The following is a 12,951-nucleotide window of genomic DNA, read 5'->3' on the forward strand; positions in this document are numbered from 1 at the left end:
TTTTCTATATCAACATTTGCTTGATTTAATTATATCTTTAAGGTCTGCTGGAGATATGTAACCGTTCTCTTTTCCACGCTTGTATTTTACCAATAGGCCCATACTGACAAGTTTGTCTAGATAGCCCCGTGCAGCGGTGTGAGAGACGTTAAAGTCAGTTTGGATCTCTTTGACCGTAAAAGTTCTTCCTGGATTCTTAAGTGCCTTTTTCAAAACGGTTAAGTGCTGAAGTTGTAGTCCTTTCTTCAGTGGGGAGTTGTCCAGTATCTCAAGAACTTCTCTTGTTTCATCCAACTTGTCATTTATGTAAGCGCTGAACCTCTCAAGAGCCTTCAATATCACTGTCAATTGGTAGTCAACAAAGTGGGTTAGATCATTTTCATCTGTTTCTGTGCAGACATAGCTTTTAACGTAAGCTTTTGGGGCGTCCTTAAGTAGTGATGAAATAGAAATGTATTTGAAGTTTTCGTAACCATTTTTAAGCATGAACCAATAGAATAGAGCCCTTGCTGTTCTTCCATTACCGTCCATGAACGGGTGTATATAACCTATCATGAAGTGCAAAATACAAGCTTTTACTATTGGATGAACGAAATCCGAACCTGTCTCGTGCTTTGCATTTGCATAGTAGCAAAGCATGTCTATCATTTTTTGGACATCTTCAGGTTTTGGTGCTTCGTGAATTATTTCGTTAGTCGCAACATTTCTCACCATTACATCGTCATTCCTGAACTCACCGGCAATATGATCGTTTTCAATAGCTCCGTCAGTTGCTATCTGATTGAATGTTCTAATCAGCTCTGGAGATAGCTCGATATCTCTAAATTCGTCAGCCATCTCTATCAGACGCCAGTTGTTAACTATCATGCGCTCTGATATATCTTTAGGCTCTCTCTGAGTCTCTAGTAGTTCTTTTGCTACCTTACGAGTAGTAGCGGCGCCTTCAAGTTGGGCGCTGCTTATAGCCTCTTCCATGATAACGCCTTTCACAAGGTGAAAGTTTCTATCTTGAGCTGATAGCTGAAGATGCTCCAGCGTTGCCTCTTTGTCAATCTTGAAGAGTTTTGCGCTTAAGCTCATGCTACTAATGTTAAATAGAACTTTGTTTTCATCCCAGAGTGGTATTGGTGAAATACTTCTTTGAAGTTTCAGAGCGTGCCAGGCCAGTTCTTTATCTTGTCCTTTAAACTCTTTGGAACGAAATTGAAAGTCATGCCAGTGTAGGTAGTTTCCTTTACTATCGAATCCGTGTGTAGCGTGGTGCACTTGCCCATATAGGTTGAACACATCATTCATATTGTCAGGTTTTTTGGGTGGAATGCTTATCCCTTGTATCTTATTTGGCATAACGTGAAACTTTTTTAAAATGTTTAATGAACTCAGTATTGCACACTCCGAATCATAGTCAACAGACTTATCACTTTACTATGTAGTGCCATTCTAGCCACTTAGCGTCATGCATGCTTTCATATCATTACCTGTTTAGTTCTAGTGGTACTTTTGCCTGTATGTCGTGGGTGCTTAGTAGTACTTGCATTATGGTGGCACGCGTGCCTTTCGATGCAGATCGAACGGCAAACAGTGGTGAAGAAACGGTGCTTCATTTCAACACCAGCCAATGTCACTTATTCGATTTAGAAACCGAAGAGACGCTTGATCCTAAGAGCTGATTCTATTGCTCCTACGAGTTATTCTGTAAAAAGAAATCCCCATTCGTTGACTAGACGAATGGGGATTTTAGTTACTAGGGGGTAGTAATTTTATCTTTTAACTTGTTTCAGGTTTTAAATGGCTTTGTTGCGTAATTCAATGGAACTAAATCAAGAACCTACGATCTGATCAGCTACCACCACTCTCTCTCGTAGCCTTATGCCTAAACCTTGTTACAAAACAACCAACTGGAAGCAATACAACCAATCGCTCATTAACCGTGGTTCTCTGACCTTCTGGATCGATGAAGAAGCAATAAGTGGGTGGGCGCAAAGCAAACAGAATAAGCGCGGGAGGCCACGTCGGTTCAGTGATTTAGCTATTACGACAGCACTCATGGTGAAACGAGTTTTTTCTATGCCACTGAGAGCGCTGCAAGGATTTATCGACTCGATATTTAGGTTAGCCCATGTGCCGTTAAGTTGTCCGCATTACACCTACATCAGTCGTAGAGCCAAGCAAGTTGAGGTCTCATTTAAGACTAAAGCGAGAGGAGCGATACAACACCTAGCCATTGATGCAACTGGCCTTAAGGTTTATGGCGAAGGTGAATGGAAAGTCAAAAAACACGGGACGGATGGCAAGCGGAGAGTCTGGCGAAAGCTGCATATTGCAGTTGATACAAGCACTCATGAGATCATTGCCGCTGAGCTAAGTTTATCAACGGTTACAGATGGTGAAGTACTCCCGAACCTACTGAAACAAACACGTCGAAGCATCCTTGAGGTGTCTGGTGATGGCGCTTACGACACGAGAGCGTGTCGCGCTGCTATTAAGATGAAGCGAGCCGTTGCGCTTATTCCCCCAAGAGAAGGGGCAGCCTTCTGGGAGCGTGGTCATCCTCGAAATCTCGCCGTGGGTTGCCAGAAATTATACGGCTCAAATAAGTATTGGAAAGAGCGGTATGGATACCACAAACGTTCATTGTCAGAAACAGCGATGTATCGAGTTAAACAGTTGCTAGGAGGACGATTGAGCTTAAGAAATTACAATGCCCAGGTGGGTGAAACTTACGCGATGATAAAAGCGTTGAACAAGCTTACTGGGTTAGGTATGCCTGAAACTTGTCGTATTGATTAAGAAATACGCGAAACGGGGTTGTTCTATCTTTAAATTTAATTACGCAACAAAGCCGGTTGGATGTTTAGAACGTTCACCAGTACAACCAGTGATTATTTCCGCGGGGGCGGTAACATGCTTTGGTGGATGGTTGGCGCGACTGCGTTTATGACACAGTTCAGTGCTTGGACCTTCACTGGCGCAGCGGGTAAAGCGTATGCCGATGGTATGGCTGTCGCGGTTATCTTCTTAGCGAACGCATTTGGTTACCTGATGAACTACCTGTACTTCGCTCCGAAATTCCGTCAACTGCGTGTGGTAACGCCAATTGACGCGATTCGTATGCGTTTTGGTAGCTTCAACGAACAAGTATTTACTTGGTCTGGCATGCCGAACAGTATTGTTTCTGCAGGTATCTGGCTGAACGGTTTGGCGATCATCGCATCGGGCATCTTTGGCTTCGACATGACGACAACCATCGTTCTGACTGGTCTTGTTGTACTTGTTATGTCGGTGACAGGCGGCTCTTGGGCGGTTATCGCGTCTGACTTCATGCAGATGGTTATTATCATGGCGGTAACCGTAACGTGTGCTGCAGTGGCTATCGTACAAGGTGGTGGCGTTACTGAAATCATCAACGATTTCCCTGTAGCAGAAGGCGCATCATTCGTTTCTGGTAACAATCTGAACTACGTAAGCATCTTCGGAATTTGGGCATTCTTCATCTTCTTCAAACAGTTCAGTATCACCAACAACATGTTGAACTCTTACCGTTACCTAGCGGCAAAAGACTCAAAGAACGCGAAGAAAGCGGCACTGTTGGCATGTATTCTGATGACCATCGGTCCAATCATTTGGTTCATGCCACCTTGGTTCGTTGCAGGACAAGGCGTTGACCTTGCAGCACATTACCCAGACGCAGGCTCTAAAGCAGGCGACTTCGCTTACCTTTACTTCGTAGAGCAATACATGCCAGCGGGTATGGTGGGGCTTCTAATCGCAGCGATGTTTGCGGCAACTATGTCTTCTATGGACTCAGGCTTAAACCGTAACTCTGGAATCTTTGTAATCAACTTCTATCAACCGATTCTTCGTCCAAACGCGACAGAGAAAGAGCTGATGATTGTGTCTAAGTTGATGTCTACCTTCTTCGGTCTAGCTATCATCCTTATCGCGCTGTTTATCAATTCGCTAAAAGGCTTGAGCTTGTTCGACACCATGATGTACGTGGGTGCACTTATTGGCTTCCCAATGACCATTCCAGCATTCTGTGGCTTCTTCCTTAAGAAGACTCCGGACTGGGCAGGTTGGGGTACGCTAGTGGTCGGTGCGATTGTGTCTTACATCGTTGGTTTCGTGATTACCGCTGAAATGCTACAAAACTTGTTCAACCTAGAGCCTCTAACAGGCCGCGAATGGTCTGACTTGAAAGTTGCAGTAGGTCTGATTGCGCACCTAGTGTTTACTGGCGGCTTCTTTGTTCTTTCGACATTGTTCTACAAACCACTAGAAGCGTCTCGTCAGAAAGATGTTGATACCTTCTTCAACAACCTTGCGACACCATTGGTTTCTGAATCAACAGCACAGAAGAAACTGGACAACAAACAACGTCACATGCTGGGCTCACTGATCGCAGTGTCTGGTGTGGCAGTGATGGCGATGTTTGCTCTACCGAACCCATTCTGGGGAAGAATGATGTTCGTACTGTGTGGCGGTATCGTATTCGTAGTTGGTTTGCTGTTGGTGAAAGCTGTAGACGACTCGGTTGAGGATGCGAAACAAGCGAAAAAAACAGCTTAAGTTAGCTAACCAGTTAAACAAGTAATTAAACATAAAACGGCTGAGCTCTAATGCTCAGCCGTTTTTTATTGTATGAGAAAATGAGCTTATAACGATTGGATAGGTGTCACAACGGGGGATTAATGGATGCTTTGAGTTTGACCAGAAGAGATGAATTAGATAAGGCGTGACGAGATGTACATCAACAAGGCTTGTAGGTCGACACTGCTTCGAGTCTTTTGCAGACGTTCATTGACCTGATCGTGAAGCAGGTTTCGAGTTAGGTTGGTCGCCGCGACAATGTGCTCACGCTGTGGCTTGGTTGGCAGAACAAGAGCAATGGCCACATGCACTTCGCCGATACGTGATGCCCAGTCAATTGGGTCGTCACTGACGATAACCGCAATCGAGAGATCTTGAGTCGATTCAAACATTACATGCGGCAGTGCAATACCCGGTGACACGCAGGTTGAAGAGCGTTCTTCTCGCTTAATAAATGCCAGAATCAATTCATCTGGGTCTTCTGGGTAAACAAGGTGAGCGAGCCCTTTCAAGCACTCAAATTTGGTCAGTTGGGTTTGCGCCTTAGCGTGGTGCCATTTGATATCACAAGGTGGGCATATTTGTGGCATTCGCTGAATTAGATCGCTAGAGAACTCATGGCTCACCTGTGAGCCAACCATGTCGTAATGCTCTGCAATTATGTCTTTGAGAACGAAACAGGCAAGCTCCGCATCAATACCGACCGCGGTTATCTGACACAAATCACCACGAAGTAAACCTACTTGCAGCATCGCAACGGATTTGGAGAGATCAGCCGTTCGATTTTGAGTGATGTTGATAATGCGGATGTTGCTTTTGAACTTCTTCGCTAATCGAGTAAGGGGCTGCGCGACATGTGAGTTCGCGGAAGGATCGTTAACGAAGAAGGTGATCTGGTATTCGTTCATGAAAAGTTTAAGTTCGACAATGCTTAATAAAGACTTTATCGACACTCAACAACACCTCTTCCATGGGAATGAATACGGTTTTAGCTGGGTCGAACCGGCTTGGTTGTTCAATATCGATATCAGAGACGATCAACACTTTGTCTGCGAGGGTAATATCTTGGGCGGTCAGTAAGTTTTCAATACCCATAGCGCCTTGCGTCTCAACCTTGATTGAAACGTTGAACTTAGGGGCTGTTTTATTTAGAGCATCAGCTGCCATATAGGTGTGCGCAATGCCTGTAGGGCACGCAGTTACCGCTACAATTCTCATTATTATTCTCGGCTTAATCTCGTCCCTGTTACGTTACAAAAGCTACCTTTCAGAAGCTACCTTTCAGAAGCTACCTTGCAAAAGCTATCTTGTATGGGAACTTCAGTATAGAAAGCTCGCATGGCGGAGGGACGATATTGTTATGGGTTCTGTGGATTTTATGGATTGGCGTTTTTTATTCCAAGGTGAAAGTCACACTCTGAGTTCTTGGTTACAATAATCCAGTTAATGCACCTTTCGTCCTATATATTGAGTGCCTTCACACCGTTAATCTTTTCATCTTATTAACCTTATCACTTACGTAATTACTTCAGTCTGAAATCAGGCGAGGCAGAGCAGCATATGGATATCACCAACATTATCGAGCCCGAGATCATCTGCTTAGATTTACAAGCAGACTCAAAATCGGCGGTATTTGAAGAGCTTGTTGAACTGCTCGACCGTGCCGGTAAGCTCTCCAATAAACGTGAATTCCTTGACGACATTTGGAAGCGTGAAGCCATCGGTAATACGGGCTTTGATGATGGTATTGCGATTCCACATGCGAAAAGTACTGCCGTCGCTAAACCTGCTGTCGCAGTAGGCATTAGCCGAACGGGCATTGATTATGGTGCTGATGGCGGTGAACTCTCCGATGTGTTCTTTATGCTCGCTTCACCAGACAACAACGACGACCATCATATCGAGGTACTGGCTCAGATCTCGACCAAACTGATCGAAGATGGCTTTGTTACAAAATTAAAGGCAGTCGAGTCGGTCGAAGAGGCTCAAGAGCTGTTTCTCGAAGCCAATTCAGATTCCTTCGACAGCTACGCTTCTAGCCATCATGAAGTGTATGTCGAGCCGCTCAGTCCTTGGGCACAATCTCTCAATAGACTCAAAGAACACCTGTTATATGGCACTTCGCACATGATCCCATTCGTGGTTGCGGGCGGTGTGCTTTTGTCTTTGTCGGTAATGATGTCGGGTCATGGCGCAGTGCCTGAGAGCGGCGTTCTGGCTGACATTGCACAGATGGGCATCGCGGGGTTAACCCTGTTTACTGCCGTGCTCGGTGGTTACATCGCGTATTCAATGGCCGACAAACCGGGTTTAGCGCCCGGAATGATTGGTTCTTGGGTCGCGGTCAACCAATACAATACCGGCTTCCTCGGCGCGATTGTGGTCGGCTTCTTCGCGGGCTTTGTGGTTAATCTACTCAAGAAGATCAAACTGCCAGATAGCATGATCTCGCTGAGCTCGATCTTCATCTATCCACTAGTCGGCACCTTTGTTACCTGTGGTGCGGTGATGTGGGTGATTGGTTCTCCGATAGCTCAAGTAATGCTTGAGATGAACCAAATGCTCACGGGCATGGCAGGCTCCGGAAAAATGGTATTGGGCAGTATTTTAGGTGCAATGACGGCCTTTGATATGGGCGGCCCGATCAATAAAGTAGCAACGCTGTTTGCCCAAACTCAGGTGAATACTCAACCATGGTTGATGGGCGGTGTCGGGATAGCGATTTGTACGCCACCGCTAGGTATGGCATTAGCGACTTTCTTATCGCCAAAGAAATTCAAAAGAGACGAACGTGAAGCAGGTAAAGCGGCGGGTATCATGGGTATGATTGGCATCAGTGAAGGCGCGATTCCTTTTGCTGCCGCCGATCCTGCGCGCGTTCTGCCTGCGGTTGTTGCTGGTGGCATTGTCGGTAACGTGGTTGGCTTTATGTTCCATGTAGTGAACCATGCACCATGGGGTGGATGGATAGTGTTGCCAGTGGTTGATGGCAAGATTGGCTATATCGTTGGCACACTAGCGGGGGCTCTAACGACAGCCCTGATCGTGATTCTTCTGAAGAAGAACGTGGTCGAAGGTGAAGTGAATTCTAATCAGTTGACCTGTGGTTCGGTAACGGAAGAAGGGCAAGCAGATGTATTGGCGATCACTTCTTGTCCATCTGGTGTTGCCCACACTTTCTTAGCGGCGAAGTCTTTAGAAAAGGCGGCGCATCATCTTGGGGTTCGGATTAAAGTCGAAACTCAAGGTGCCAACGGAATAGGTAATCGCATTACCCAGAAAGACATTGAAAGGGCGAGGTTGGTGATCTTTGCTCACGATGTGGCGATTAAAGAAGTTGAACGCTTTGCGAACGTGAAAACCTTAGATGTCAGTACTAAGGAAGCAATGCTTAATGCTCAGGCGTTGATCATGAGAAAGGTGTAACTCTTTAAACCGCAAAGTTTATCATCTATAAAGTTAACTAGATCAAAACTAAAAAGACTCCGCTCAGACCTGTTAAGGCGAAAGTGGAGTCTTTTTGTATTGTGCCCAATCAGTCAGGTCAAACGCTAAAAAGGGTGGTACTTAAATACGTCTTCAACCATTGAGTTGAGTAAATCGATATCGTCACAGGTTTTGGCGTAGGTACGCAGGCCTGCGATTTGAACCTGAACATGACGAGCAAGCTGAGTCGGTTCACGCTCTTTGCTTATCTCACCCAATTCTTGTGATTCTGCGATCAGCTTAGCGAACTCACCTTCCATGATTTTGAGTGATTTCTTTGCTTCTTCTAATAATTCGGCGTGTTCATCAGTCAGTTCTGCTACCGTTTTTGCCAGCATACACATGCCATTTGGCGAACTTTGTTTTGATTCGACCACAGCACGTTTGACGAAGCTTTCGAGCGCTTTGATTGGAGAGTCTGTTTCACTGCGGAAGCGGTTCAGATTCAGGATGCCAAGTTCGGTATAGCGAGCAAGCGTCTCTTTAAACAAACCTTCTTTGCTGCCGAACGTCGCGTAGATGCTGCCCGGACGCATATCAATCACGTCTTGCAGGTTGCGCATAGAAGTCGCATGAAAGCCCTTTTCCCAATACAGGTTCGTTGCTTTATCTACTACGTCTTGTCTATCGAACTTAGCGGTCTTAGCCATAACATCTACTTCATTAATCTGAACATATGTTCAATATTTTATGCTGAACGCCCGTTCTAGTAAAGGTGTGTTTAGCTGCTTTGCGCAGGCTTAGAACATCAAAGAGTTAATAAAACATCCAGATCATCAGGAAATAATCTTAATCATCAATAACTTCTACGGTCTTGTGCTGAGCGCCGTAGTAGGTGCCTTCATCGATGGTGTACATCAATGTTGCTTCGCACTCTGGACAATCGAATTCCTCATTGGGTTCAATAGCCGCTTCTTCTACCCATTCCCAACCGATATGTTCTTCGCAAGCGGGACAATCCATACAATATCTCTCAGTTGTTGTCGCATATTTATTGCGAATCTCTACTTTGATAATTCGGCATTATACATATTTAGTTAACGAGGAATAGACAGTTAATCAGCGCAGAATAGGGAGTTGATTAGTTGTGAATCAATCGCTGGTGAGCGTTGAATCTATAGTTAGTTCTGAATATATCGTTTTCTCTGAGCACATAATTGGTGCAGGCCTACCCCTTTTGGGTAGTTAAAGTGTGTCAGATTTCAGTCGCTTACGTCAATAAAATGTTGTCGCATGTGTTTTGGGTATCGTTAGGTCGCTTAGCTAACAGTTTTATCGGTAAATCAATGAATTTTGTAAGGTTAAATGTTACCTTCATCGCATCGCGATCTGTGTAGCACGGTAATTGATGCACATTGATCAAGTTGAATAATTATACAGTCACAATTGAGGCGCATCTTATTAAGGGTGTGCGAGTTAGATGACTGAAAAGATTTGTTAGCTGCTAGGGAAATGATAATGAAATTAACCGATATGTCTTTTAAGCAAAAAATCATCGCTTTGCTTATTTTACCGATCTTGGGATTTCTATGGCTTAGCGTTTCTGCGATTTCAAAAGGCGTAGAAACCACCAGTGAATTGTCTTCATTAAACCAACTTACCCGTTTGTCGGTTGTATACAGTGAATTAGTGCACGAGTTACAGAAAGAGCGTGGAATGACTGCCGGTTTTATCGGCTCACAGGGTACTCAGTTTGTCAGTGAACTACGTTCACAAAGAGCAAGTGCGGATACTCGACGTGACCAGAGATGCGAATATTGGCAGTCGGCTGATATCGATTTACCGCAAATCACAAAGTTGAATACAGAAATCAGCCGAAGCCTCAATCAGATCACTTCTATTCGTAATCGGGTCGATTCTCAATCGATTCCGCTGTCTGAGGCTTTGGGTTATTACACCCAACTTAATGCAAAGCTGCTGAGCGTATCGGCGTTAATTGCTGAGCTTAGCTCTGATGCTGCCATCACCACTGAAACCATCGCTTACTACAACTTTTTACAAGGTAAAGAGCGAGCGGGTATCGAGCGTGCTGTCCTAAATAATACCTTCTCTAAAAATGAATTTGGCCCAGGCATGTTGGTTAAATTCATCTCTTTGGTGACTGAGCAAAATACCTATTTCTCAAACTTTGAGGTATTGAGTAACCCAGCTAACGTTCGTTTCTTTGAACAGCAATTGAATGATCGTTCGGTGGCAGAAGTAGAAAAGCTTCGTGGTTTGGCTGAATCTAAGATGAGCGGTTTTGATGTTGATCCTGTGTACTGGTTCTCGCAATCTACCGCTCGTATTGTTCAGCTAAAGAAAACAGAAAACCGCCTAGCAGAGTCGCTTATCGCACTGACAGAGAAAAAAATGTCAGAGGCGCAGTCTGCGATGATGATGAGTATTGGTCTGTTTGCTTTGATAACCTTGTTCGCGACCTTCGTGAGCTATAAGGCGATCAGCGACCTGACGATGAGAGTAAAAGATCTTACAGTGATGTTGTCTAAGGTTCGTAATGACAACGACTTAACAGTTCGTGCTAAGTTCGTTGGCAACAGCGAGCTTGGACAGATCTCTTCGGCACTCAACGAAACGCTAGAGAAGTTTTCAAACGTTATCGACAACCTGTCTCAGTCGAGTCTGACCTTAGCTTCAGCCGCTGAAGAAACCTCACAAACCTGTCACTACAATTCGAACACGCTAGTGCAACAACAAGACCAAATTGGCTTGGTTGCGACGGCGACAGAAGAGTTATCAGCAACGGTAAATGAGGTGGCGGCTAAAACTCAGCAGACAGCAAGTTCCGCTAAACTGGTCGATGAGCAGTCTCAAGAAGGTTTGAGTACGGTTCAAAACTCTTACCACTCTATCGAAAAACTGGCATCTGAAATTAATGATCTAGCGGAAAAGATCACGCACTTACACGAGAGCAGTAATAACATCAACAGTGTGATTGATGTGATTAAGTCCGTCGCTGAACAGACTAACTTGTTAGCATTGAACGCGGCAATTGAAGCGGCAAGAGCGGGTGAGCAAGGTCGTGGATTTGCGGTAGTGGCTGATGAAGTTCGCACGTTAGCACAGCGTACTCAGCAGTCGACAGCTGAAATTGAAGGTTTCATCAGCTCGTTACAGTCTGATGTGCAAACCGCGTTTAATGTGATTGATAACAGTCAGAAGATGTCGTCTAAAGCGGTTGAGGATTCAAAAGAGGTGGAACACACCTTACAAGGTATCTCAGCATCGGTGAGCGAGATCTTTAGCATGACTGAGCAGATCGCAACCGCTACCGAAGAGCAAGCGGTAGTGACTCAAGATATTGCTCAAAACGTCATGGCAGTAGAGCAGAAGTCGACAGAATCTACGACAGGTGCAACGCAAATAGCTGCAACAGCCAAAGAACAAGCTCAGTTAGCAGCTTCATTGAAAGATATTGCGAGTACGTTTAAGAGCTAACTAGCAAGCACTCCAATAAGAAGTAAAATGCCCGTTAGTCTCTACTTTTAATAGCAGGACTAACGGGCTATTTGTATCTGCTGTCTTCTAAATGGCAACAGATAGTCCATTCAATGGGGATCTACCCCATAAACCAAGACACGAAAATCAACGCACCAAAACCAAATGTCGCCATTAATGCCGTGTCGCCACCGGCTGCTGTGTAGCTGCCTTCGGTTTGTAGGTGAGGGAAGTCAGGTCTGCGAACCTTAACTACCATTGCGAGTGGGCCCCAGATAGCTAGGAACACCAGGACCATGCCTGCATAGTCCAGCATGCTTACAAACTGGCTAGCGAACAGCTCAGCTAATACCAAAGGTAAGATGAAGGTTAGCGCATAAGCCAACGCTTTGTTGTTGGTCACCGCATCTTTGTTTTGGTCGTAAAGCGCCATCGACACGCCGAGGAAAGAAGTCACCAAGGCCAGAGCAGAGAACAGAGCGATCACCACTTTCAACCAAGCAGATTGGCCGCTGAACGCAGAGATCAACTCAGAGATATTGTGGAACTGGCTTATCGCGTCTGTGCCAAGGTTGCCGATAATCGCGAATAACCAAGTTAGGTAGCAAATTAATGGAATCACTGAGCCTAGCAGAATCATATTGCGGATCTGCTTTTGAGTTGCTTCACGGTTGTAGATAACCAGTGACGGGATCACCACCATAGAGGCAAAGCTAGTAAAGATAACTGCGCTGTATTGCACCACGTCGTTGGCCGTGTATTGGCTGGTTTGAGTTAGGTAATCAAGGCGAATGTTGCTAAATAATGACGCGATAACGATAAACAGCATCACGACCATCAAGATGAATAGCCCGCGATTCAGTTTGTCGATATAAGACTTGCCCGAGACGACGATAGCACCCATCAATAGGCTGAAAATGGTATACGCAACGGATGCTGATACATCGACACCAACGTCGAGCAGTAGCTTATGAATGATGTCACCGACACCCAAGATATAAGCGATCAACATGCATACTAGCAACAGGTAAAAGAGTGCATTGATAAAGTGTTTACCTTTGCTGCCCAGAGTGAGGTAAGCAACACTGCTCATGCCACTGTTGTCTTTAGTTTTAGTGCATGCTTCTGCCAGGAGGAGTGCAGAGTATGTGGTGCCGATAAAGATAAGTAGCATCAGCACTGAGCTGATCATGAAGCCAAATTGGGCCAACACCATGGGAATAGCGAGCATGCCAGCCCCTAATGCAGTTCCTGACAGAATCAAAGAACTGCCGAATAATTTCATATTCAAGAAAAACAACCTCAAGCGATCCAATTAAATTTTGTTTGGATTGTAAATAATTGTTTCCAAGACTAACAAAATACTCAGTAAAGTTAGGGGTTAATTTCTAATAAATTTTGAATTTTTCTAAAAAATTTAAGCAGGAATTTCTGGTG

General features: G+C 44.9%; 10 protein-coding genes and 1 pseudogene. 5 read left to right on the top strand and 6 right to left on the bottom strand.

Annotated elements, in window-relative coordinates; translation table 11 throughout:
- Positions 1-9: 9 nt before the first annotated feature.
- Entirely contained in the window at positions 10-1,347 is a 1,338-nt protein-coding gene (locus BCU07_RS16010; RefSeq protein ID WP_102428706.1) for a Fic family protein, read from the bottom strand.
- A 191-nt stretch (positions 1,348-1,538) separates the two neighbouring features.
- Between BCU07_RS16010 and BCU07_RS16015 the strand changes: the two are divergent.
- The 3 genes and pseudogenes from BCU07_RS16015 to BCU07_RS16025 form a co-directional block, all read left to right on the top strand.
- Positions 1,539-1,670 (top strand): annotated as a pseudogene (locus BCU07_RS16015) (sugar ABC transporter ATP-binding protein); the annotation flags it as partial.
- A gap of 199 nt (positions 1,671-1,869) precedes the next feature.
- Positions 1,870-2,790: an IS5 family transposase gene (locus BCU07_RS16020; RefSeq protein ID WP_413286172.1), complete on the top strand. Its 921-nt coding sequence runs from the start codon at positions 1,870-1,872 to the stop codon at positions 2,788-2,790.
- Between the two features lie 60 nt (positions 2,791-2,850).
- Entirely contained in the window at positions 2,851-4,569 is a 1,719-nt protein-coding gene (locus tag BCU07_RS16025; protein ID WP_017061656.1) for a sodium:solute symporter family transporter, read from the top strand.
- Between the two features lie 155 nt (positions 4,570-4,724).
- Here BCU07_RS16025 and BCU07_RS16030 read toward each other — a convergent pair whose 3' ends face one another.
- Together BCU07_RS16030 and BCU07_RS16035 are read right to left on the bottom strand one after the other, a co-directional pair.
- Positions 4,725-5,498 carry a PTS sugar transporter subunit IIA gene (locus BCU07_RS16030; protein WP_102429243.1) on the bottom strand — a complete coding sequence of 258 codons (774 nt, stop codon included), beginning with the start codon at positions 5,496-5,498 and terminating at the stop codon, positions 4,725-4,727.
- Positions 5,499-5,505: 7 nt separating this feature from the next.
- Positions 5,506-5,808 carry a PTS fructose transporter subunit IIB gene (locus tag BCU07_RS16035; RefSeq protein WP_004732927.1) on the bottom strand — a complete coding sequence of 101 codons (303 nt, stop codon included), beginning with the start codon at positions 5,806-5,808 and terminating at the stop codon, positions 5,506-5,508.
- 342 nt (positions 5,809-6,150) lie between these two features.
- Between BCU07_RS16035 and BCU07_RS16040 the strand changes: the two genes are divergently transcribed.
- Positions 6,151-8,016, top strand: coding sequence for a fructose-specific PTS transporter subunit EIIC (locus BCU07_RS16040; protein WP_102429242.1), 1,866 nt, complete (start codon positions 6,151-6,153; stop codon positions 8,014-8,016).
- Between the two features lie 125 nt (positions 8,017-8,141).
- Here BCU07_RS16040 and BCU07_RS16045 read toward each other — a convergent pair whose 3' ends face one another.
- Both BCU07_RS16045 and BCU07_RS16050 read right to left on the bottom strand, forming a co-directional pair.
- A complete protein-coding gene (locus BCU07_RS16045; protein ID WP_017064940.1) occupies positions 8,142-8,726 on the bottom strand; it encodes a TetR/AcrR family transcriptional regulator in 585 nt (194 codons plus the stop codon).
- Between the two features lie 139 nt (positions 8,727-8,865).
- Positions 8,866-9,039, bottom strand: a complete 174-nt coding sequence (locus BCU07_RS16050; RefSeq protein WP_017061661.1) for a hypothetical protein — start codon at positions 9,037-9,039, stop codon at positions 8,866-8,868.
- A 495-nt stretch (positions 9,040-9,534) separates the two neighbouring features.
- Between BCU07_RS16050 and BCU07_RS16055 the strand changes: the two genes are divergently transcribed.
- Entirely contained in the window at positions 9,535-11,514 is a 1,980-nt protein-coding gene (locus BCU07_RS16055; RefSeq protein ID WP_102429241.1) for a methyl-accepting chemotaxis protein, read from the top strand.
- A 121-nt stretch (positions 11,515-11,635) separates the two neighbouring features.
- On the opposite strand, the gene BCU07_RS16060 is transcribed toward BCU07_RS16055, so the two are convergent.
- On the bottom strand, positions 11,636-12,799 hold the full coding sequence (locus BCU07_RS16060) for an amino acid permease (protein ID WP_017061663.1): 1,164 nt from the start codon (positions 12,797-12,799) through the stop codon (positions 11,636-11,638).
- Between the last annotated feature and the right edge of the window lie 152 nt (positions 12,800-12,951).

Source organism: Vibrio sp. 10N.261.54.E10, from assembly GCF_002877735.2.
Classification (GTDB): Bacteria; Pseudomonadota; Gammaproteobacteria; order Enterobacterales; family Vibrionaceae; genus Vibrio; species Vibrio crassostreae_C.